The 22,336-nt window shown below is 65.1% G+C and carries 19 protein-coding genes; 7 read left to right on the top strand and 12 right to left on the bottom strand.

Going from position 1 to position 22,336, the window contains the following annotated elements:
* Positions 1–5: 5 nt before the first annotated feature.
* The 6 genes from VT84_RS35365 to cobA all read right to left on the bottom strand — a co-directional run bounded on the left by VT84_RS35365 (position 6) and on the right by cobA (position 8,798).
* The gene (locus tag VT84_RS35365; protein ID WP_082842829.1) at positions 6–1,397 is read right to left on the bottom strand and encodes an MFS transporter; all 1,392 of its coding nucleotides are present in this window, start codon (positions 1,395–1,397) and stop codon (positions 6–8) included.
* An 81-nt stretch (positions 1,398–1,478) separates the two neighbouring features.
* Complete coding sequence (locus tag VT84_RS35360) at positions 1,479–2,897, bottom strand: FAD-dependent oxidoreductase (protein WP_082842828.1); 1,419 nt, start codon at positions 2,895–2,897, stop codon at positions 1,479–1,481.
* Positions 2,894–5,017, bottom strand: coding sequence for a molybdopterin oxidoreductase family protein (locus tag VT84_RS35355; RefSeq protein ID WP_082842827.1), 2,124 nt, complete (start codon positions 5,015–5,017; stop codon positions 2,894–2,896). The genes VT84_RS35360 and VT84_RS35355 overlap by 4 nt, the downstream gene beginning before the upstream one ends.
* Positions 5,014–5,340 (bottom strand): Rieske (2Fe-2S) protein, encoded by a 327-nt coding sequence (locus VT84_RS35350; RefSeq protein WP_082842826.1) that lies wholly within the window; start codon positions 5,338–5,340, stop codon positions 5,014–5,016. The genes VT84_RS35355 and VT84_RS35350 overlap by 4 nt, the downstream gene beginning before the upstream one ends.
* A gap of 149 nt (positions 5,341–5,489) precedes the next feature.
* Complete coding sequence (gene nirB / locus VT84_RS35345; protein ID WP_082842825.1) at positions 5,490–7,925, bottom strand: nitrite reductase large subunit NirB; 2,436 nt, start codon at positions 7,923–7,925, stop codon at positions 5,490–5,492.
* A gap of 72 nt (positions 7,926–7,997) precedes the next feature.
* Entirely contained in the window at positions 7,998–8,798 is an 801-nt protein-coding gene (gene cobA / locus VT84_RS35340) for a uroporphyrinogen-III C-methyltransferase (RefSeq protein ID WP_082842824.1), read from the bottom strand.
* A gap of 314 nt (positions 8,799–9,112) precedes the next feature.
* On the opposite strand from cobA, the gene VT84_RS35335 reads away from it, so the two are divergent.
* From VT84_RS35335 to VT84_RS35325, 3 genes are all read left to right on the top strand, one after another.
* A complete protein-coding gene (locus VT84_RS35335; RefSeq protein ID WP_082842823.1) occupies positions 9,113–10,153 on the top strand; it encodes a sensor histidine kinase in 1,041 nt (346 codons plus the stop codon).
* Complete coding sequence (locus VT84_RS35330; RefSeq protein WP_052550238.1) at positions 10,150–10,758, top strand: response regulator transcription factor; 609 nt, start codon at positions 10,150–10,152, stop codon at positions 10,756–10,758. The genes VT84_RS35335 and VT84_RS35330 overlap by 4 nt, the downstream gene beginning before the upstream one ends.
* 96 nt (positions 10,759–10,854) lie before the next feature.
* Complete coding sequence (locus VT84_RS35325) at positions 10,855–11,454, top strand: 2OG-Fe(II) oxygenase (RefSeq protein ID WP_052551768.1); 600 nt, start codon at positions 10,855–10,857, stop codon at positions 11,452–11,454.
* A gap of 96 nt (positions 11,455–11,550) precedes the next feature.
* Here the strand turns inward: VT84_RS35325 and VT84_RS35320 are convergent, their stop codons facing one another.
* Positions 11,551–12,162: an FMN-dependent NADH-azoreductase gene (locus VT84_RS35320; RefSeq protein WP_052550240.1), complete on the bottom strand. Its 612-nt coding sequence runs from the start codon at positions 12,160–12,162 to the stop codon at positions 11,551–11,553.
* Between the two features lie 105 nt (positions 12,163–12,267).
* Here VT84_RS35320 and VT84_RS35315 point away from each other — a divergent pair, with 105 nt between their 5' ends.
* Positions 12,268–12,720 (top strand): winged helix-turn-helix transcriptional regulator, encoded by a 453-nt coding sequence (locus tag VT84_RS35315; protein ID WP_082842821.1) that lies wholly within the window; start codon positions 12,268–12,270, stop codon positions 12,718–12,720.
* Positions 12,721–12,813: 93 nt separating this feature from the next.
* Here the strand turns inward: VT84_RS35315 and VT84_RS35310 are convergent, their stop codons facing one another.
* On the bottom strand, positions 12,814–13,167 hold the full coding sequence (locus VT84_RS35310; protein ID WP_052550242.1) for a hypothetical protein: 354 nt from the start codon (positions 13,165–13,167) through the stop codon (positions 12,814–12,816).
* A 103-nt stretch (positions 13,168–13,270) separates the two neighbouring features.
* Positions 13,271–13,468, bottom strand: coding sequence for a hypothetical protein (locus tag VT84_RS35305; RefSeq protein ID WP_157470190.1), 198 nt, complete (start codon positions 13,466–13,468; stop codon positions 13,271–13,273).
* 230 nt (positions 13,469–13,698) lie between these two features.
* Between VT84_RS35305 and VT84_RS35300 the strand changes: the two genes are divergently transcribed.
* Both VT84_RS35300 and VT84_RS35295 read left to right on the top strand, forming a co-directional pair.
* On the top strand, positions 13,699–14,271 hold the full coding sequence (locus VT84_RS35300; protein WP_082842820.1) for a hypothetical protein: 573 nt from the start codon (positions 13,699–13,701) through the stop codon (positions 14,269–14,271).
* Positions 14,272–14,559: 288 nt separating this feature from the next.
* Positions 14,560–15,945, top strand: a complete 1,386-nt coding sequence (locus tag VT84_RS35295; RefSeq protein WP_052550247.1) for a sensor histidine kinase — start codon at positions 14,560–14,562, stop codon at positions 15,943–15,945.
* A gap of 1 nt (position 15,946) precedes the next feature.
* Here the strand turns inward: VT84_RS35295 and VT84_RS35290 are convergent, their stop codons facing one another.
* Both VT84_RS35290 and mutL read right to left on the bottom strand, forming a co-directional pair.
* Positions 15,947–17,974 (bottom strand): PQQ-binding-like beta-propeller repeat protein, encoded by a 2,028-nt coding sequence (locus tag VT84_RS35290; RefSeq protein WP_082842819.1) that lies wholly within the window; start codon positions 17,972–17,974, stop codon positions 15,947–15,949.
* A 136-nt stretch (positions 17,975–18,110) separates the two neighbouring features.
* On the bottom strand, positions 18,111–20,348 hold the full coding sequence (gene mutL, locus VT84_RS35285) for a DNA mismatch repair endonuclease MutL (protein WP_082842818.1): 2,238 nt from the start codon (positions 20,346–20,348) through the stop codon (positions 18,111–18,113).
* A gap of 160 nt (positions 20,349–20,508) precedes the next feature.
* Here mutL and VT84_RS35280 point away from each other — a divergent pair, with 160 nt between their 5' ends.
* Entirely contained in the window at positions 20,509–20,727 is a 219-nt protein-coding gene (locus tag VT84_RS35280) for a hypothetical protein (RefSeq protein WP_082842817.1), read from the top strand.
* 67 nt (positions 20,728–20,794) lie between these two features.
* Here VT84_RS35280 and VT84_RS41535 read toward each other — a convergent pair whose 3' ends face one another.
* Entirely contained in the window at positions 20,795–22,333 is a 1,539-nt protein-coding gene (locus VT84_RS41535; protein ID WP_082842816.1) for an alpha/beta hydrolase-fold protein, read from the bottom strand.
* Positions 22,334–22,336 lie beyond the last annotated feature (3 nt).

Genomic DNA, 22,336 nt, shown 5'->3' with positions numbered 1-22,336 from the left:
GCGTATCAGCGTGCGGAAACGGTCTCGGAGACCGTCTCAGGTTTCGGCGCGAGTTTTCGCACAGTGACCGAGCCGGCCGCGAACCAGGCCGCACTCACAACGGTGAGAGCCAGGAGCGCTCCAAACGTGCTGCCGGGTACCGCGGCCCAGGCCAGCGGGAGCAGTACCCCGCCCAGCGCGCCTAACAGACCGACCAGTCCGCCCACCGCGCCGACTTCGCGCGGGAAGTGCTCCGGGATCAGCTTGTACACGCTCGCCTTGCCGACGCCCATGCCCACGCCGAGCACGAACAACACCCCGGTGAACGCCCACACGCCCAACCCGAGCGGCAGCGACAGCGCGACCCCCGAGATCAGCATCGCCCAAAACACCGCGGCCATTACTCCGCGCGCCCCGAACCGGTCCGAGAGCCACCCGCCGAGCGGCCGGAGCAAGCTCGCGGGGAACACGAAGCAGATCGCGGCGAGGAACCCGATCCACTTCGAGAGATAGTCGAGGTCCGTCTTCACCGCAGGGTTCGCAGTCATGTACGCGGTGTACGCTTCGCCTTTCAGCCCTTTGATGGTGTCGAAATCGGAGACGAGTTGGGCGTTCAAGCTCAAACTCGACGCGAGTTCCTTCCCGTAATTCGCGAAGTAAAATTGCGGCAACACGCCGGAGAGCGCGACATACGCACCGAACACGACGGTGTACTGAAGGCCGTACTCCCACACCCGCGCGTGTTTCATCGGGGCGACGAGTTCCGACAGCGCCCGCCCGCGCGCCGGGGTACGGTCCTCGCGCGGCGCCAGGAACCAAACGGCCGCGGCCATGAGTACGAGTAGCCCCGCGTACACGACGGGAATGAACCGCCACCCACCGGGAACCACGCCATCCAGGAAGCCCGTGGCCGGCACGAGCGCGATCAGCATCGGACCGAACAGCTTCGTAACTGACGCGCCGACATTACCCGCACCGAAGACGCCGAGTGCGGTGCCCTGCCGGTCCTTGGGGAACCACGCCGCGTTCCACGCGATCCCCACCGAGAACGAGTTCCCTGCGACGCCGTACAGAACCGCACAGATCAGCAGTTCGTAATAACTCGTCACGCGGCTCACGAAGAACGTCGGCAGAACGGTAAGCAGAATGAGTGCGGTCAGCACCCGGCGCCCGCCGTAGCGGTCGGTCCAGATGCCGAAGTGGAACCGGCCGAGCGAGCCGGACAGGATCGCGGCGATCGTCAGGTTGTAGAGTTGGCCGTCGGTGAGTCCGAGTTCGGGCTTGATCTTGATGCTCAGCATCCCGAGCATCAGCCAGACGGCGAACAGCAGCGTGAACGCGACGGTGGACAGCACGAGCACGCGCGTGCGCTGCCCGGCCGCGGAGGGGACCGCGGCGGACCGGGAGTCGGGGTTCATGGCGCGAATGCCTCTCGGGTCTATAAGGGACGGATAACCGGGAGAGATTGGTTCGGGTGTTCCTGTTCGGGCGGGATTTCGTTAGCCGGCCTTCGCGACCGCATGGGTCGTGAGCAGGGTGGTCAGTTGCCCGCGGCACGAGCCGCAACCGGTTCCGGCGCGGGTCGCGCTACAGAGCGCGGGGAGCGTGTCGCAGCCGTCTCGAATCGCTTCGATGACTGCCGATTCTGTCACGTGGTTGCAGTTACACACTTCGCGCTCGGCGGGCGTCGACACCGCGTTGCCGGTCGCGAGCACGTCGAGGCGGTTGGGCGGGAGCGGTTCGTCGCGGTCGAACATCTGCACCAGCGCGGGCGCGGCCTCGGTGCAGCCGACGAGCATCGCGCCCGCGAGCTTCCCGTCGCGCACCACGAGCTTGCGGTACACGCCGCGCCGCTCCTCGAACACCTGCACCACTTCGTCCGTCGGGAACTGGGCGTCCGGCATGCCGAAACTGGCCACTTCGACGCCCGCGACCTTCAGCCGCGTGTAAATTTTCGACCCGAGGTATCGGGCACGCGGGTTCGCGCCGGTGAGCACGTCGGCCAGCACCGCGCACTGCTCCCAGATCGGCTGCACGAGGCCGTACACCTGCCCGTCGTGCTCCGCGCACTCACCGACCGCGTAGATACCGGGGATCTGTGTTGCGAGCAGGTCGTTTACGAGGATCGCGCGGTTCACCGGGACGCCGGACGCTTTCGCGACCTCGGTGCGCGGAACGATCCCGCACGCGAACACGACGAGGTCGGCCGGAACCACGTCGCCGGCCCTCATCTTCACGGCCTCGACGTGCCCGTTCCCGATGATCTCGTCCGCCGTGGTGCCGGTACGGACGAAGATGCCCATCTTCTCGATCGCGCGCCGGAGCAGGTCGCCGCCGAACTTGTCGAGTTGCGCGTTCATCAGCACCGGGTTGAGGTGCAGAACCGTTACGTGCAATCCGAGATCGCACAGCGACTTGGCCGCTTCGAGGCCGAGCAACCCGCCGCCCACGACGACCGCACTACTTCCGGGCCGGGCGCGGTCGCGGATCGCCACGCAGTCCTCGATCGTGCGGAAGACGTGAACGCCGGCCCGCGGGCCTCCGTCGTCGCTTTTCAGCCCTTCGATTTGGGGGATCAGCGGCGAGCTACCGGTTGCGAATACGCACACGTCGTAGGGGTGCGTGTCGCCCGCGCTCGTGGTGAGTCGCCGGGCCACGGGATCGACCTTCGTAACCCGCACGCCGGACTGGAACGCCACCCCGCGAGCAGCGAACCAGTCGTTGGATTTCAGTTCGATCTCGTTCGGAGAGCCGCCGGTGAGCACGCGCCCGAGTAGGATGCGGTTGTACGGCCCGCGCGCTTCTTCGCCGTACACCGTGATCTCGAAGACCCCGGTGGCGTTCCGGCGCACGAGTTCGTCGAGCAACCGGCTGGCCGCCATGCCGTTGCCGATGATCGCGAGGCGCTTCTGCGTCATGTCTTCACCTTCGCGATACGAACCGCCGCGAGCTTGAATTCGGGCATCCTGCTGACCGGGTCGAGGGCCGCGCTCGTGAGCAAGTTCGCCGCGGACCGCCCGCCCCAGTGGAACGGCGCGAACAGCGTGTCCGGGCGGATGTCCGGGGTCACTTCGGCCACGAATTCTACTTTCGCGCGCCGACTCTCGATCGTGACGCGGCTCCCGGTGACCACGCGGTGGCGCCGGGCGAGGCGCGGGTGGATCTCCAGGCGCGGGACCGGTTGTGCGTTCACGAGTCGGCCCACGGTTCGGGTCTGGGCGCCGGAGTTGTAGTGCTCCTTGTAGCGCCCCGTAGTGAAGAGCAGCGGGAACTCCGCGTCGGGCTCCTCGCCCGCGGCGCGGTGCTCAACTGCAAAGAATTTCGCGCGCCCGTCCGCGTGAGCAAATCGTTCCGTGAACATGCGCGGCGACCCGGTGTGCTCCTCCGACGGGCACGGCCAGAACACGCCGTCCTGGTGCTCGATTTTCGCGTAGGTGATGCCCGAGTAATCGGCCGGCGCGCCGGCGGTGGCACGCCGTAATTCGTTGAAGGCACTCTCTGCGGTACGCAACGCGAACTTCTCGCCACACCCGAGGCGCATGGCGAGTTCGTGGAACACTTCGAGGTCGCCGCGCGGACCGGTCGGCGGGCGCGCCACGATGCGCCGGCGGATTACCCGCCCTTCCAAATTGGTCATCGTGCCGTCTTCTTCCGCCCACTGGAACACGGGAAGGAAGACGTGTGCGTGTGCGGACGTCTCGTTGTGGAAGGCGTCACACACGACGAGCAGGTCGAGTGACTTCAGCTTCGGTTCGAGGCGCGACAGGTGGGGCGCGGCGACCGCGACGTTCGACCCCATAACGAACAGGCTGCGAACGCCCCCCGGCCCGAGCGAATCGAGCAGTTCGCAGGCACTTTTCCCCTTGCGCGGGAGGGTGGAAGGATCGACGCCCCACACTTGAGCGACGGCCGCGCGGTGCGCGTCTACTTCGATCAGGCGATAACCGGGAAGTTGATCTGCCTTCTGACCGTGCTCGCGTCCGCCTTGCCCGTTGCCCTGACCGGTGAGCGTGCCATAACCGCTGTTCGGTTTGCCCACCTTGCCCAGCGCGAGCATCAGATTGATCCAGGCGTGAACGCTGTCTACGCCCTTGCTGTGCTGTTCCGTTCCGCGCCCGGTGAGCACCATCGAACTGTGGGCTGTCGCCAACCAACGCACCGCCTGCCTCAATTGCGCTTCCGGGATGCCCGTGAGGCGCTCGACGCGGGCCGGGTGGTACTGCAACGCGATCGCTTGAACCGCGTCGAAGCCGGTCGTGCGGTCCGCGATATAGTGCTCGTCGGTCAGACGCTCTTCGATGGCGACGTAGAGCAGGCCGTTCGCCAGTGCGAGGTCGGTTCCTGGGGTCACCTGAAGGAACAAGTTCGCGACGCGGGCGGTCGAGGACCGGCGCGGGTCCGCCACGATGAGGCGCCCGCCGGCGGCCTTCTGGCGGTCGAACCACTGCATCATCGGCGGGAGCGTGTCGGCGGTGTTGGCGCCGATGAGCATCACGACTTCCGCGTGCTCCACGTCCGCGACCGGAAACGGTAACCCGCGGTCGAGTCCGAACGCGCGGTTCTGGGCCGCCGCCGCGCTCGACATGCAGAACCGGCCGTTGTAATCGATGTTCGCCGTGCCTAGCGCGACGCGGGCGAATTTCCCCAGCAGGTACGCTTTCTCGTTCGTCAGCGCGCCGGACCCGAACACGCCGTTGGCATCGGCCCCGTATTGGTCGCGGAGCGCGATCATCTTGGAGGCGACGAAATCGAGCGCCTCGTCCCACGTCGCGTCGCGCCACGAACCCTGCTCGTCGCGGAGCTGCGGGGTCGTAACTCGCTGCGGGTGCTGGAGGAGCGCCGCCGAACTCCAGCCCTTGATGCAGAGCTGCCCGTTGTTCACGGGGAAGTGCGGATCGCCGCTCACCCGCGGCATGTCGCCGCCGAGGTCTTCGCCCATCAGGATGCCGCACTGGAACGCGCAGTACGGGCAGTGCGTGCGCACACCGAGGGCTTGTTCCGGGAGCGTGCTCAGGGGAATCGGCGGGATCGCACTCACGATAGCGGCACCGTTACGAACACCGTGCCGTCGCGCACTTCGGTCGCGTAGGCTTGAATCCCGCACACGCTCTCTTGGTCGCACGCGCCCGAGGTGCCGTCGAAGCGGAAGGCGTGCAGCGGACACACGACTTGTTCGCCGATCAGCATCCCGTCCGCGAGCGGGCCGCTCTTGTGCGGGCACTTACCGTCCACCGCGAACACCTGCCCCTCGCGCCCGAGGAACACTGCGATCGGGCGCCCGCCGACCTCGAACGCGCGCCCGAGTCCGGTCGGCAGATCGTCGAGCGTGCAGAGCTGGACTCGCGTAACTGTGGCTGTCATGAAACGGCTCTCCGCGTCGGTGGTTCACTCGCTCCGCGAGCGGGTTTCGGGGCGTTTTTGGGCGGGTCGCGCGACCCTCGGGCCGTACCGGGTCCGGGCACCGCTCGACGTGCGAGCGGGCCACACTGCAGGCGAGATCAATCAGAGAGTCACAGCACCGGGAGCGGTACCCGCTTCGTGTCCTCGAATTGGCCGGCGTACACGGGCTTGTCGCGCTCCAACCACGGGTCGACGTAGGCCGCGATGGTCTTCTCCACTTCCACGTCGAGTTGGGCACAGATCCCGAGCGAGTCGTTCACGATGATGTCGCGTACTTTCTCGATGCCGAGCCGCGGAACGAAGTCGTAAGTGCGTTCGAGCCACTTCGCGTTGTCGCGGTAGTAGATGAGGAACCGGCCGATCACGCGGAGCGCGTCTTCCTTCGTGGTCACGCGGCACAGCACCTCGGTCTTGCGGACGTGGGCACCGGCCGCGCCGCCGACACTCACTTCCCACTCGCCGCCCTCGGTGGCGATCACGCCGACGTCCTTGACGGTCGATTCGGCACAGTTCCGCGGGCACCCGCTCACCGCGAGCTTCACCTTCGCCGGGAACTCGAACCCCTGGAACCGTTTTTCCAGATCGATCCCGAGGCCGGTGCTGTCGTTCGTCCCGTACCGACAGAACTCGCTGCCGACACAGGTTTTCACGGTGCGGAGCGCCTTCGTGTAGGCGTGACCGCTGGGCATCCCGAGATCGGCCCACATACCGGGCAGGTCTTCTTTCTTGACGCCGAGCAGGTCGATGCGCTGCCCCCCGGTAAACTTCACCATCGGCACCGCGTACTTCTTCGCGACGTGCCCGATCTTGATGAGGTCTTCGGCCGTTGTGATGCCGCCGTAGATCCGCGGGATCACCGAGAACGTGCCGTCCTTCTGAATGTTCGCGTGAACGCGGTCGTTGATGAACCGGCTGTCGCGCTCATCGATGTACTCGGTGCCCCAAATGCCCTTGAGCATCGACGCCAGCCCGTTGCGGCTCTTTTCGTCGTCACCGGTGCCGAGTTCGCGGAGCACCGCGGACACGCTCTTCAGCCCGCGGGCCTTCACTTCCGCGACGAGTGACGGCTTGTCGAGCGGAACGGCCGCGACGAACCACGACTCGCTCGGGTCGGCCTTCACGCCACCCGCGACCGCCTCGATCAGCCCCTTCACGAGCGTCTTACACGAACCGCACCCGGTTCCGGCGCGCGTCGCCTTGCCGACCGCGGGCACGGTACACTTACCCGCCTTGATCGCCGAGACGATGGTGCCCTTGCACACGCCGTTGCAGTCGCAGATTTGGTGCGAGTCGGGCAGGTCCGCGAGCGAGACTTCTTTCTTCGCCGAACCCGCGGTGAAGAACAATTCGAGCCGGCGGTCGGGCACTGGGCCGGCCGCGTGGAACAGGCGCATCAGGTCGTCGGCGGGCGCCAGATCCCCCAGGAGGCACGCGGCGCTCACCTTCCCGTCGCGGACAATGGCCTTCCAGTACACTTGCCGTGCCGGTTCGCTGAATTGCACCACTTCGTCGGTCGGCTGGAGGTCGTTGATGCGCCCCATGCTCGCGAGTTCGACGCCCATCACCTTGAGCTTGGTCGCGATCTTCGAGCCGGTGTAGGTGGCGGCCGGGTCCGTGCCGGTGAGCACCTTCGCGAGCACCTTCGTCTGCTCCCACAGCGGGGCGACGAGGCCGTAGATCATGCCGTTGTGCTGAACGCACTCGCCCACGCCGAACACCGCCGGGTCGTTCGTGCGGAGTTGGTCGTCCACGACGATCGCTTTGTCGCAGGTGACGCCGCACTCGCGTGCGAGTTCCGAGTTCGGCCGGATGCCGGCGGAGATCACCACCATGTCGGCCGGGATCTCGCTCCCGTCCGCGAACTTCACCCCGGTCACGTTCATGTGGCCGAGCAGTTCTTTGGTGACGGTTCCGGTGCGTGATTTGATGCCGAGGTTCGCGATGGTTTGGCCGAGTACCTTTCCGCCGGCCTCGTCGAGCTGCACACTCATCAGCCACGGGCTCATTTCGACGACCGTGACCTCGACGTTGTGGGTCATCAGCCCTTTGGCAGCTTCCAACCCGAGTAGCCCGCCGCCGATCACGACCGCGGTCTTGCGCCCCTTCGCGTATTCGGCGATGTTGCGGCAATCGTCGAGTGTGCGGAACGCGAACACCCCGTGGAGCGGCGTGCCCGGGATCGGCGGGATGAACGGCTTGCTGCCCGTCGCGAACACGAGGTAGTCGTAGTCCACGGCGAAGTCGTCCGCGAAGACTTGTTTCGACTCGCGGTCGACCTTCGTTACGCGCTTCCCGGCGTGCAGGGTGATGCCGTTCTCCTCGTACCACGCGAGCGGGTTGAGGAAGATTTCTTTCGCGTCTTGAGTGCCGTTGAGCACGTTCGACAGGAGGATGCGGTTGTAGTTGCCGTATGGCTCGTCGCCGAACACGGTGATGTCGAAGCGCGTCGGGTCGCACGCGAGCACGTCTTCGAGGAGCCTTGCCCCGGCCATCCCGTTCCCGATCACGACCAGCTTCGGCTTTTGCGGGTGGAGTGCGCGAATCATCGGAGCTCCTTCTTGGCGAGCGGCCGGTGCGAGCCAGCCGGTGAGCGATCGGTTCCCGGTGAGGGTCGGTAATCAGTTGGTCGGTCGGGTTGGTTCTGTGGCGCTCGCGTTCGTCGATACGAGGTCGAGCAACTTCTCGCGGAACCGGACGACTTCACCGACGACGAAGATCGCCGGCCCGCGGATTGTCGCGGATTCGGCCCGAGTGCCGATGTCGCTCAGGTCGCCCACAAGAACGCGCTGAGCGGGGAGCGTGCCGGACTCGATCACGGCTGCCGGTGTGCTCGATGCCAGCCCACTGTCACTCAGCTTCGCGGCGATCTTCGCGACGTGGCGGACACCCATGTAGAACACCACGCCCGGCATCCGCGCGAGGGCGTCCCAGTCGAGGGTGCATTCGGACGAGTCGGGGCCGTGGTGGCCTGTAACAAGTGCGACGGCTTGGCCGGCGGCGCGGTGCGTGATCGGGATGCCCGCCGCGGCACACGCGCCCGCGGCCGAGGTCACGCCCGGCACGATCTCGAACGGGACGCCGGCTTCCGCGAGCACTTCGGCCTCTTCGCCGCCGCGCCCGAACACGCACGGGTCGCCGCACTTCAACCGGCACACCGATTTGCCCTCGCGGGCGAGTCGCACGAGTGCGTCGTTGATCGTTTCTTGTTTGGTGGAGCCGATGCAGTACCCGCGCTTCCCGACGGAAACGAGTTCCGCGTGCGCGCTAACTTCTGCGAGCAACTCGGGGGAGACGAGCGCGTCGTGAAGCACGACATCGGCGGACCGCAGGACGCGCAGCCCGCGAACAGTGATGAGGTCCGGGGCGCCGGGACCGGCCCCGACCAGGTACACCACTCCTGCTGACGCGAACCGGCCCACGGCGTCCTCCGGGCAATACGGTCCCGGCGCGGGCCGGGAAGAGACGGCCCACGCGCGGGGGTGGTTTTGAGTGATCCATTCGTAGCTGTGTCATTTGGAGATTGCATTTGGTGTGCCAGAGTGGTGGCGTGCCACAAACATGTGGGGCAAATACGTGGTAAACCACGCCGATTTCTCGTGTAAAATTCAGTGGATTTACCGTTAAAGCGCTATTCTCCCCACGCGCATGTGACGCCCGCAGTTCGTGCAACTCTGGTGTGATAGTGCCTCTCCCGAGCGCACGACGTGGGCAGTAGAGAATTGGGGATCGCGTGATGGGTCGGGTATTCAGAACACAACCAGTAACTCTCGCTCTCGCGCTGGTCGCGACCGTGTTCGTAATCGACTTGTGCCTCCCACTCGGCGTGGCGAGCGCGGTGCCGTACACGTTCGCGGTACTTCTCGCGCTTCGCGCGAAACCCGGTTGGGTCGGGCCGACAGTGGCCGTACTGTGTGGGGTACTGACGGTCGCGAAGATGGGGATCGTGCCCGAACGCGGGAACACCGAAATGTGGAAGGTGATCGCGAACCGGTGCCTGGCCCTGTTCGCGATCGGGATGACGACCCTACTCGGGCTGCTCCGGCGCCGGGCCGAGGCTAAAGTTCGGCAGCACGAATCGGACTTCGCCCGGATGAGTCGGCTGGCCGTCGCGGGCGAACTCGCCACGGTTCTCGCGCACGAACTGAATCAACCGCTCGCTGCGGTGTGCCTCCAGGCGGACATGGCCGCGCTCCTGGCGACCGAATCGACGTCCACCGGGCTGAGAGCTGCACTGGGCGAGGTCGCGGAGCAGTCGCACCGGGCCGCCGAGATCGTGCGGTCGATCCGCCAAACGGTTCGGCGCACGGACGTTGAGCGCGGACCAGTGGACTTAAACGAGGTCGTTCGCGTGGTAGCGCGGCTCCTCGAATGGCGGGCGCGGCGGACCGGAGTGAGCGTGGAACTGAATTTGGCCGACCCGCTTCCCCCGACGTATGGCGATCGCGTACAACTCGAACAGGTGCTCTTTAACTTGCTCCAGAACGCGATCGAGGCGGTGGAAACCGTTCACGGACCACGAGTTGTTGTCATGGAGACGGCGCCGGTCGGCGCCTGGCTCACGGTGCGCGTGCGCGACACCGGGCCGGGGTTGACGGACCCCGAGCGCGTGTTCGAGCAATTCTACACCACCAAGCCCGAGGGCATGGGCCTCGGGCTGGCGATCAGCCGGTCGATTGTGACCGCCCACGGCGGGGTACTCACAGCCGCACCTCGACCCGAGGGCGGAGCGGAGTTCACCTGCATACTACCGATCTACCGGGAGGAAAAAGGGTGAGCACGGAACCAACGATTTTCGTGGTCGACGACGACGAAGCCGTCGGCCGCGCGCTGGCGAGCGCCGGGAAGCTGCTCGGCCACCCCGTTCGCGCGTTCACATCGGCCGCCGCGTTCCTCGCGGAATACGGGCGCGACCAACCCGGCTGCCTCGTGCTCGATATCCGGATGCCGGGGATGACGGGGCTGGAGCTCCAGCGCGTGCTCGCCGATTCGGGTGCAACGATTCCCGTGGTCATGATTAGTGGGCACGCGGACGTGCGGATCGCGGTCGAGGCGATGACGCTCGGTGCGGTCACGCTGTTGGAGAAACCGTTCCGGCTGGACGAGTTGCTTACCCACATTCGGCGCGCGTTGGAAAAGGACAGTGCCGATCGCGCCGCTCGTCAGCAAACGGCGGACGCGGACGCCCGGCTCGCGGTGCTGACCGCCAAGGAGCGCGAAGTGTTGGAGATGATCGCGGCCGGGAAATCGAACCGGGAAATGGCCGACGCACTCGGCCTCAGCGTTCGGGCCGTGGAGGACCGGCGGTCGCGCCTCATGAAGAAAGTGAACGCCAGCTCCGTCGCGGAGTTGGTGAAGCTGCTCGCCGGCCGGAGTTCGTAAGGGCGTCCGTTTTCGGGTGCCGCGAGCCTTTTCGCCGGTCGCGTGTCCGTGCTTGTGTGTTCGGCACCGATAACGCGGAGGTGGACCGTGGCCGAGATGCGCAAAGAGTTCCTATCCGAACGCGACGACCTGTTCGTCGTTCACGAGTTCCTCTCCCCGGACGAGTGCGATTACTACATCGCGATGACCGAGTCCGCCGGGTACGGTGACGCGCCGATTACGACGATGAGCGGTCCCGTCATGCGGAAGGACATCCGCAACAACGATCGCGTGATGATCGACGACCCGCAGATCGCCGGAACGATCTGGGGCCGGCTGAAGGCGTTCGTGCCCGATCGCGTGCAGTTCTGGCTCCCGGTCGGGCTGAACGAGCGGTTCCGGTTCTATCGGTACGATCCGGGCCAGCAGTTCGACTGGCACTTCGACGGGGCCTACGAGCGCTCCCCGCTGGAACGGAGCGCGTTCACGTTCATGATCTACCTGAACGGCGGGGTGGCGGGCGGCGCGACCGAGTTCAATCTGCGCTCCCACGGCGGAACGCGGAGCGACGACCCGATCGTGCGCGTGCAACCAGAAGCGGGCAAGGCGCTGGTGTTCCCGCACCGCATTTACCACCGCGGCGCGCCGGTCGCCGACGGACGCAAGTACGTGATGCGCACCGACATCATGTGCCGCTGGAGCGAGAAAGTAGGGTAAGAGGTGGCCGTCGTTTGAATAACGATTCCCCGGTGAGTCGATCTCGTACTTGAGGCCCGCGTTCCAGGTACAGAGATCGCCTCACCCTCCGCCCGATTAGATTTGCAGTTCCGCAGCCCGTCGCAGTGCCACGGGTAATCCGTGAGCATCGGCCGCGGCGGACACTTTGGTACCGTCCGCCCGAACCACTTGTGTGTTCGTGAGACCCAGGAAGGCGAAAAATCCTCGCACGTAACTTTCCTGGTGTTCGAGTCCCGCCGCTGGGGTGCCAGCGTGGTAGAACCCGCCCTGAGAAGAAACGATCACGAGTCGCTTGGCCCCGAGTAGCCCCTCCACCCCGGCGGACGAATACCGGAACGTGACTCCGGCCACGGCCAGAGCATCGAGCCACGCTTTGAGCTGGCTCGGGATGCCGAAGTTGTACATCGGGGTGCCGACCACGATGATGTCCGCGGCCAAAACTTCGTCCAGCACGCGGCGCAGAGCGGCCGCTTCGGGTGCGATCGCGGCCGGCGCCTGATCGACCGGTTTGCCGAGCGTGCCCGCGAGCGACGCGGTGAGGTGCGGTAGCGGGTTCGCGACCACGTCCCGATAGGTCACCCACAAGTTCGGGTATACTTCCCGCAGTCGGCTCACGACCGCAGCGGACACAGTGCGACTGACCGAGCGCTCGCCGAGAATGCTGGAATCAACGTGCAAAACGTTCATCGCGGGCTCCGTTTATCGGGGCGCATCCGACGGGCTTTGTGGGTAGCGTAGAACAACCGCGGGAATCTTAAGGCGGGTCCGGGAACATCACAAGGAGGCACAAACATGGAACCGAGTAACACGCATGTGCCCACTCCACACGCGACCATCGAGGAGTTACAAAACCGCTTGCGCCGGGGAGACCACGGCAAGCTGCAAGGGGATTGTCAGGCCGGTTCCGAGGTTTTGGCTCGGGTCGGCGAGAAGTGGACCGCGCTGGTTGTCGTGATGCTGTCCGGCGGGCCGAAGCGATTCAAGGAACTTCAGCGGATGATCTCCGGTATTTCGCAGCGCATGCTCACCCTGACGCTGCGCGGGCTGGAACGCGACGGGCTGATTTCCCGCACCGTGTTCCCGACCGTTCCACCGCGCGTGGAGTACGCGCTGACCGAACTCGGCGAATCCTTACGCGCGCCGATCATCGCACTGGGCAACTGGGCGCAAGCAAACTGGAAACAGATTGAGGCCGCACGCGAACGGTACGACCACAGTGGGGTGAGTGAAGAAGCGTCGACGTAACCGGAGCCGGTGTTGGCGGGTCATTCGTGCCCGTCGGGGCGTTGTTCGCAGTGATTTGTCGGTTCGTCACGGGTGTAGGGCCGGGTTTGTGAGTTATGCGACTGTGGTTCGGCGCTGGAACGGGCACCCGGGTCTTTGGCGAGGTCCTTGATGAGCCGTTCGTCGTCGCTGAGCACGGCCACTCGGCCGGCCAGCACGCTTTCGGCCGGCTCCGTGCTCGTTCCAGAACGTCTCGGTGTCCTTGACCCGGTAGTTGATCTTCTTGAACCGCGACTCGACCCACGAACGGGTTACCGGAAGGCGGGCCTTCCGGTAACCCGGGTACTTCATCCGCTCCGCGTTGTTCCGCAAGTACCCGGGCGCACGACCCCGCACCACCCGCGGGTCCGCTTCCTCCGCGCCCTCGGGCGCCTCACCGACCCGTTCCTGCTCTCGGTCCAGTTCCACAAGCGCCTCGGGCCCCCGCCCCCGTCCGCGCGCGCATCCACCGCGCGTACCGATCCCATTGCTCCCGATCGGTGCCCCCGGTCGCACGCGCGGCTTGCTACACTTAGCCGAGTACGTGGATAAAATCTACCACCGGCACGTACTCACCGAACCAGCGATTCTGGATCGCCCAGTTGTACGCTTGGCCGTCGCACGTTCGTGGGCGACGGCTTGCGGCCCCGAAGTTCCGCGCCTGGGCTTCCGCACCGGCCAACCGGCCGAACGGTTCGCTGTCGCACGTCGTCGCCACGCACGTCCGCACCACGCGCCCCGGTTGCCCGTCGATCGGCTCGGGTCCGGAGGCGACCCCGGTTTCACCAATGCGCCTACGATTTCAGGCCCGGCGGTCGGGCACTGTGTCAGGCGCCGAACGCGCGCGGTCTGAGAAGCGCGCGGGCGGCTCGGGTTGCGGGTCCGGGTCGTGGGTCTTGCTGGCGCGCCTAGGTATGCGACCTTGTCCTCGCGCCACTGCGGGTCACGCGCCCCGCACCCGTGCCCCTCGGCACGCCGCTGGTAACGACCGCCATCGACCTCGGCGCCCAGCACCTCCGGCGCGTTCGGAACCTGCGGTTCGAGCTTCCGGGTACGGTGGGCCTCGGCGTGCCGGTCTCGCGCGGCGACCGGCACGGCCCCGACCGGCTCGCTCAGGCGCCCGACGTGCCGGCCGCTGATCGAGAGGCCCGCCAGGAGCCGAAGCGCTTTGGCGGCCAACACGAACGAGGGACGTGCGGCCCCGGCGTGGACGATCTTGGCGAGCACCGACGGGCTGTACCCGTGGGGGGCAAGTTTGAGGTTCGGGCGCTGGAGGGAAAAGTCCCTCCGGCAGTTAGGGCCGTGGGCGACGGGTTCTTGAAGCACGACGGCGGCTCCGCGAGCGATGAGTTTGCGCGGTCGGCTCTGAACGGGACCGGACGCCTGGCAGATCGGGCAAGACAACTCGTCGGGGCGTTGTTGAGCTTGTTGGCTCGTGAGTTGGTCGAGGTTCTCTCGACCAACCCGGCGGTGGCGGTGATCTACTCCGTCTCTTTGAAGTTCGTATCGAGCGGTGGCCCGTCCGGTCCGTAGGCGTTCCTGGCGACAATTTTTCCCCACTGCTTGGCGAGGTCTTTCACAGCGGCCAGTTACTCAAGCGTTGGCTTGCGTTTGGGCATCGGCCGTCCTGCCTTGCACTTGGGGCGAACTTCCGGAGGGATTTGCCACCAACCGTTGTGGACCGACTCAACACACGCAAAGCCGGTCCTGCCCCCCTTATCTCCGCGATCCCGAGTGCGAATCGATCCAATCGGCGTCGCACTTGTTACAATCATATCCGAGTGGCAAAATTCTCACCTTCACACAAGCCACACAATCCCTATGTTTTGGCGGCTTTTCTCGACGTACTTGCTGCTCGTGATCGCGACTGTGGGGTTGCTGGGCTTACTCACGTTCCAGCGCGCCGAAGAGGTGTTCAACGACCTCGTGCGCGAGGTCGCGACCGCGCTGCTCGTCGTGGTGATACTCGCGATCGGTGCGGCGTTCGTGCTGGCGCGGTGGTTCGCGCGCCCGCTGGTCGAGCTTCAAGAAGGCGCGCGCAAGTTGGCCGACGGTGACCTGGGCCACAAGATCCGCGTGGCCGGGAGCGCGGAGCACTCGGAACTGGCCGAGACGTTTAATGCGATGAGCGGCCGGCTCGCGTCCACGTTTCGACTGCTCGATCACGACCGCGAGCAGCTCCGCGCGATCCTCTCGGGGATGGTGGAGGGCGTCATCGCCATCGACGACAAGCGGCGCGTGCTGTTCGCCAACGAGCGCGCCGGGCAGTTGCTCGAATTCGACCCGCGCAAGGCCGTGAACGAGCCGCTGTGCGACGTGACGCGCCTCGCCCCGTTTCACACGGTCGTCGAGAACGGGCTGACCACGACTGAGCCGCACCGCGAAGAGTTCGACGTTCCCGGGTCCGGTGGGCGGCACATGGAGGTGTACGTGTCGCGGTTCCCCGGACACGGGATGCCGGGCGCGGTGGTCGTGGTGAACGACACGACCGAGATTCGCAGGGCCGAGCGGATGCGGCAGGACTTCGTTGCGAACGCATCGCACGAACTGAAGACGCCGCTGGCCGTCATCAAGTCGAGCGTGGAAGCGCTCATCGACGGCGCGTCCGAAGACCCGGACATACTGGCCGCGTTTCTGGAGCAAGTCGCGCGCGAGGCCGACCGGTTGGCCGATCTCATCAAAGACATGTTGAGCTTGTCCAAGATCGAGTCCGGTTCGCTCGCGCTCGAACCGCGCGTGGTGGTGCTGGACCGCGCAATTACCGACTGCGTTGAGCGACACCACCCACGGGCCGAAACGAAAACGCTGACGATGGTGGAGAAGCCTCCGTCGGACGCGCCCGCGAACGTTGCGGCGTGGGCCGACCCGGACGCGCTGCGACAGGTGATGGACAACCTCGTGGACAACGCGATCAAGTACACGCCCAACGGCGGGCGGATCACGGTGCGCTGGGGGGCGACCACGGAAACGGTGAGCTTCGAGGTCGAGGACACCGGCATCGGCATCCCGGAAACAGACGTGAACCGCGTGTTCGAGCGCTTCTACCGCGTGGACAAGGCCCGCGGGCGGGCGGAGGGGAGCACCGGTTTGGGGCTGTCGATCGTCAAGCACCTCGTTCAAGCGATGCGCGGGCAGGTCCGCGTGAACAGCAAACTCGGCAAGGGGACGACGTTCCGCGTGACGCTGCCGCGTGCGGGGAGCGCGTGAGTTATTCCCCGATCACGTCCTCGAACTTGAACACCGCGACGTGCCGGAGCAGAGGATTGTTCGGGTCAACAGTCATTCCACCGACGTAGACGGTTCGCTTGCTGCCGGTCGCGGTCGGTGTGGTGACGACGAGCGGCGAACACATGACGTCGAACTCGTCCCCGCGCCAGCCGAACCCCGGCAGCTTCCCGCGCCACCACAGTACCGCCCCCGTTTGCGGGTTGAGGCAGAACATCCGCCCCTCGCGCGAGATCGCGTACACCGCGACCGGGAACCCGCCCACCGATGCCACCGCCGGCGCGCTTGAGACCGCACTGCCGATGCCCACGCGCCAGCGCAGTTTGCCGGTCTTGCGGTCGATGGCGTACACGTTTCCGTCTCGGCACCCCGCGTAGACCGAGAACGCATCGACCGCGAGTCCGGTGTGTACGGACCTCGGCAACGAGTAGCGCCACTCTTCTTTACCGGTCGCCGCATCGAGGCAGCACACCGCGCCCGCCGGTTCTTTTTCGCGCTCCTCGCCCTCTTCGTTGTAATGGAACGTGTCGAAGCCCATGTTCCCGGTGCCGACGCCGTAGAACACTTTGCTACCGCTCGCGATTGGCGCCCCGAACGCGCGGAGCTTCAGGTCCGTGCGCCACTTCTCTTCCCCGGTGTTCGCGTCGAGAGCCACGGCAACGTAGGAGTAAAGCCCGCTCCCGACGAACACGGTTCCGTTCGCGACCACGGGAGCGGCATCAATGTGAATACCCCGCTCTTTTCCGCCGGAGAACTGCCAGAGTTTCGCACCCGTATTCGCGTCCGCGCAGAACAGCCCGTCATCGCCCGCAGGAAAGTACACTTTGCCGTTCGCAACGGCCGGCGCGCCCTCCGTGTGACTGCTCGTTTTGAACGGCTCTTTCCACGCGGGGTTCCCGTTGCTCGCATTCACGCAGAACAGCCGGCACCCCTTATCGACGTGCATCCCCTCGCCGCAGTACACCTTGCCGCCCTCGATCGTCGGCGTGCAAAACACCGTGCGGAGCGGCTCACCGACCGAGTCTACGGCCCACTCGATCTGACCCGTGTGCCGGTTCATCGCGAGCAGGCACCCGTCGATTGGGCGTTGCACCCCGAAATACAGTCGATCACCGTCGAGTGCGAGGTTCGACATGATGCGGCCCAGGGACTTCTCGGGCTTCCCGTTTTCGAGTTCAAACGCCTCGATCGCAACCGGCTCACCCAGGAGTCGCGGCGCAAAGTTATTCTCCGCGTCACCGGTCTCGATGCCGGTCGCCATTGGCTCGCTTCCGCGCCCGTTGAGGACGAGTACCGTAATGAGGCCGCACAGCGTCAGAGCCGCCAAGCCGATCGATTCACCCGAAAAACTGAGCCGCAGTGCGGGTGCATTCCCGTTCGCGCTCAGATCGGCGCCGGATGTCACAGCGCGATAGGTGGCGTAGATGGTCGCTACGAAGAGCGCGATTCCGATGAACGTGAACTCGCGCATCGGTACGGTGAGTGTGCGGCTCCAGTCCGTGAACGTGGCCGTGAGTACGGTACACGCCGCAGCGAACACCGTGAGGCCGACGAGCGCGAGTAATTCGGTTTTGCCCGGTGCGTCGGTGACGGCGGGTTCGTCGCACGCCATTCGTCGATAACGTATCCCGGCCCACAAGAAGCCGACGAGCGCGATCGTGGTGAGGTAAATGGCGACAGATTTCGGCGCGAACGCCCAACCCGCCGGGAGCCAGTGCGGGCGGTACGTCGAGACGGCGAAGTAGATGAGCGCGAGTGTGCTGTTGATGCTGGCCACGACCAGGAACGCGCGCCAGCGCTTCATGCCGACGGCCATTCGCGCGAACACACCGGGGAACAGGGCCGCTACGATCGCGAGCGGGCCAACTAGCACGAACGAAGGAATAACCCCTAGCAGTGCGGAGGGGGATGTGGCGAGCGCGTCCTCGGCGCTTGTGCTTTTAGCGGAAGCCGCGAAGGAAAGGACGATGAATGCGAGTACGCCGAAGCACAGCGAGGACTGTAATCGCATGGTGAAATGAGTCCTTCTGACGGGCAACGTTGGATAGAGTCTACCCCAACGTACCCCAGAAGCCCACCCGCGGATGTAACAGCCTCAATCTTCACAATGGGCGAGCACAAGGAGCGCTCGCCCACATGCGTTCGTGTCACGTGCGTCGGAACTGTTTGTCCAATTCCTGCCGGCTGAACAGCAGCGACGTGGGCCGCCCGTGCGGGCAGTGGTGACTGTCTTCGGCCATTGCTCGCAGGTGCAACAAGTAATTGATCTCCTCCGACGAGAGCTTGTCGCCGGCTTTCACTGCAGCCTTGCACGCCATCGTCGCCATCAACAGGTGCAGCAGCGCTTCTTTGGTTGGTGCGCGCTCCTGGGTCACGATGTGGTCGATCACCCCGCGCAGGATTGTGTGCGGAGCCTTGCGCCCGAGCAAAGTGGGGTAGCTGGAAAGCAAGATGGTGCTGCCGCCGAAGTCCGAAACTTCGAGCCCGAGTTCGGCGAGTGCCTCTGCGGATTCGAGCACCAGCGCGGCCTGCTCCGCGGGCAGGTCGATCGGCTCCGGGATGAGCAACCGCTGGATTTCGAGCTGACCGGACCGAATGCGCCGGCGGAGTTGCTCGAACAGGATGCGCTCATGCAGCGCGTGCTGATCGATGACGAGCATGCCGTCGGGAGTTTCGAGCACGAGGTATGAGTCGTGAAGCTGAATCGCAGTACCGGTTGAAGGAACGCTGACCTTCTCCTCTGAAACTGGCGCGGTCGGAGCCGGTTGTGGCGCTTGCTGAGCAACCGGCAACTTCTCAGCGTCCGAAGTTTCGGTGGCTGTGCTCTCGAACCGACTCTCAACGCGCGTGGGCTCAGTTTCCTCTACCTCGGATCTTTCAGGGGCAGACTCGGAAGTGCCCGATTCCGCCGAGTCGTCCGCCCACTCCTCGGTCTCTTGAGGGAGAGGCGCGCTCGGTACCGCTCTCTGTTCGAGAACAGTTTTCGAGGTAGGAATCGGTGCAAACGGTTCTTTTGTGCTGGGGGCTATTTCTTCAGTGACCGGTCCACGCGACACTTCACGCACTGGGGCCACGGGAGCAGTGGCAAAGGGCGATGGCAGAACCGGCTCCGGAACCGCCCGCTCAGCCGTCTCGCTTCTCTGCGGAGTGCTGAATCCGCCCGACCACCGGTCGCCGCTATCTCGTTTGGTGAATGACGTCGCGGGCGTTGACTTCGGCATGACTCCCGCGGGCGTGCGCCAGAACGGGTCTGCGATCTCACCTCGCTCCCACGGCGCGAGCGTTTGTTCCGCGAGTTCGCGCCGCGGCGACGTGAACAGTGACGGTGTTTCGATAGGCGACGGCTCCGGTCCTCCGATTTCTTCGCCTTGCGGTACGGTCAGGTGTGGAACGAGGTTCTCTTTCAGCAGCCGGTGCTTGATCGTGCTGCGAACGAGCGAATAAATCAGCGAGTTCTCCTGGAACCGCACTTCGGACTTCGTGGGGTGAACGTTCACGTCCACCTTGTCGGGCGGGATCGTCAGGAACAGGAACCCGATCGCGTAGCGCCCGGACATCAGCAGCCCGCGGAAGGATTCTTGCAGTGCGTGGGCCACGCTCCGGTCGCGGAACCAGCGCCCGTTCACGAACAGGTATTGCAACTTCGAGTTGCCGCGATCGCACTTCGGGTCCGCGATGTACCCGGTGAGACGCATCGGGCCTTCGCCGGAGTCGATTTCGTACAGCGCGTCGCGCACCTCGCCCGTGAAGAACAGCGCGATGCGGTCGGTCAGCCCGGCGCTCGCGGGGATGTCGTACACCAGGCGGTTGTTGTGCCGAAGCGTGATGTGCAAGTGGGGGTGCGCGAGCGAGAGCCGGGTGACCGTTTCGCACACGTGACCGAGTTCGGTGGCGACGCTCTTGAGGAACTTTTTGCGCACCGGCACGTTGTAGAACAGGTGCCGCACTTCGAGCCGCGTACCGGGGGAACCGTTCCACGGGCGCGGGTCCGCGAGCGCGCCGCCGTCACACTTCACCTCGCACCCGCTCGCGGCCTCGCGCGTGCGCGACTGTAACGTAATCTGCCCCACGCCCGCGATCGACGCGAGCGCCTCCCCGCGAAAGCCCATCGTACCGATGCGGAACAGGTCGTCGGCCGTTTCGAGCTTACTCGTGGCGTGCTGAGAGAACGCGAGCGCGAGGTCGTCCGGCTCGATCCCGCACCCGTCGTCTACAACGCGGATGAGTTCGGTGCCGCCCGCGTCGAGATCGATGTCGATGCGAGTGGCGCCCGCGTCGATGGAGTTTTCGAGCAGCTCCTTCACAACGGATGCGGGGCGCTCGATCACTTCGCCCGCGGCGATCTTGGTAACCACTTCGGGGGGTAACTGGCGAATGCGAGGCATCACGAACTCACGAGACGTACAGGCGATGTGGTTAATAGTATCGTCCTCCCAGGCCGCAGAATGGAACCCCAGTTGTCACTCCGGACCAATCCGGCACACCGGTTGCACATTTCTGCCAATCCGGGCCGTTTCCCGGAAGGACACCAACGGAGGAACCGCAATGAAGGCTTCGCACGCGGCGATCGTCACCGCTTTAATATTCGCCAGTGCCCTTCTGATCGGCTGCCAACAACTGGCCCCACCAACTACCGCGCCGCGCGAGAAAGAGACCGATATCCGAATTCGCGCACCGGGTATCGATGTCGATGTGAAGGGCCGCGGGGACGGTGTCGGAAAGGATCGCAAAGTGGACGTTGACGTGAACCGCAAGGATCGCTGAACGCAATCGCCGCGCTGCCCATGAGCAGTGCGGCGATGTTATTGGCATGCAAATGTAGAGGCGGTCGTTACTGCACTTCGCGGAAGAGCTTCGGAGCGAAGTAGTAGAGGTCCACCTTCCACACCGGCCATTCGTGCTTCCCTTCGCTCAAGTGCCACTCGTGCGGCACCTTGAGTTCGCTCAGGCTCGCGTGAACGCGCTTGCTCACATCGATAATGAAGTCGGCGTCCCCACACGACACCCACAGGAGCTTGAGCTTCTTCGCGGCCTCGGACGGGTTCTTGACCAGATCGCCGATCGGTTTCGTGTTCGGGGCGGACGCGAAACCGCCGACCCATGCGAACGTGTCCAGGTTCCCCAACCCGAAGTTGAGTGACTGGCCCCCGCCCATCGAAAGCCCGGCCAGTGCCCGGCTTTCGCGGTCGGACTTCACGGAGTAGTTCTTCTCAACGAAGGGAATCAGGTCTTTGAGCAGATCCTTCTCGAACGCCTCGAACGCCGGCCCTTGCTTGTCCCAGGGGGTTCGCTGAGTAACGTCCTTCGCGGCCCGGCCGTTAGGCATCACGACAATCATCGGCACCAGTTTTTTGTCGGCAAACAGGTTGTCGAGAATGACATCGGCCGCGCCCTGTTTGGTCCACCCTGTCTCGATGTCGCCGATCCCGTGCAGCAGGTAGAGCACAGGGTACTTCTTGTCCTTGGAGTAGCCGGGCGGCGTGTAGACCACCGCGTTTCGCTTGATGCCGACGGTCGTCGAGTCGTATTCCACGGTTTCGGCTTTTCCGCGTTCGATCCCGTCGCGTTTCGCGTCGAACCCCTTCGGCGGGGCGGCGAGCCGTTCGTCTTTCGCGGACACTTTCTCGTCCTTCTTCTCGGCCGGCTTCGCGGCCCGTTTCTGTTTCAGGAGCCATTCAAAGACCTTCGGGTCTTCGTAGGTTTCGGTCCACGAATCGTGTCCGGCTTCCGGGTACACCTTGAGTTCCGCGTCCACAGCGCCGGCGTCCTTGAGCGCTTTAATCATCGTCTCGGCCGTTTGCAGGCGCACGATCGGGTCTTTGCCGCCCTGGAAGATGCGAATGGGGAGGCTCTTGATCTTCTTCGCGTCGGTCGGGTTCCCGCCCCCACAGATGGGAACGATCGCCGCGAACCGGTCGGGGCGCGACGCGGCCAGTGCCCACGTACCCATGCCGCCCATGCTCATACCGGTGACGTAAATACGATCCTTGTCCACCTTGTGCTTCGTCGTGATTTCGTCGAGCAGCGCGTGGAGCGTGTCCGGATCCCAACCGAACCGCCGCGTTTGTGGCGAAACGAGGATGAACGGGAATTCTTTGCCGGCCGCGACCAGTTTAGGCGGTCCGTGGATTTTGACCTTCTCCAGATCGGTACCCGTTTCCCCGCCGCCGTGGAGGAACAACACCAGCGGCCAGTCCTTGTCGCCCTTCTCGTACCCCTTGGGCAGGTACAGCAGGTAATCCATCTCGACCTTGATCTTCACCTCGCGCTCGAACTTCTTGGGGACGAGTTTGTCCGACTTGTCGTCCCGGCCCGCGGCCGGTACCGCGAAAGCAACGAGCACCGCCCAGACCCAAAGATGCCTGTGCATGGC

The sequence above is a fragment of the Gemmata sp. SH-PL17 genome, assembly GCF_001610855.1.
GTDB classification, from domain to species: Bacteria; Planctomycetota; Planctomycetia; order Gemmatales; family Gemmataceae; genus Gemmata; species Gemmata massiliana.
The sequence above is the reverse complement of the archived record's forward strand: the minus strand, read 5'-3'. Positions and strand labels throughout refer to the sequence as shown.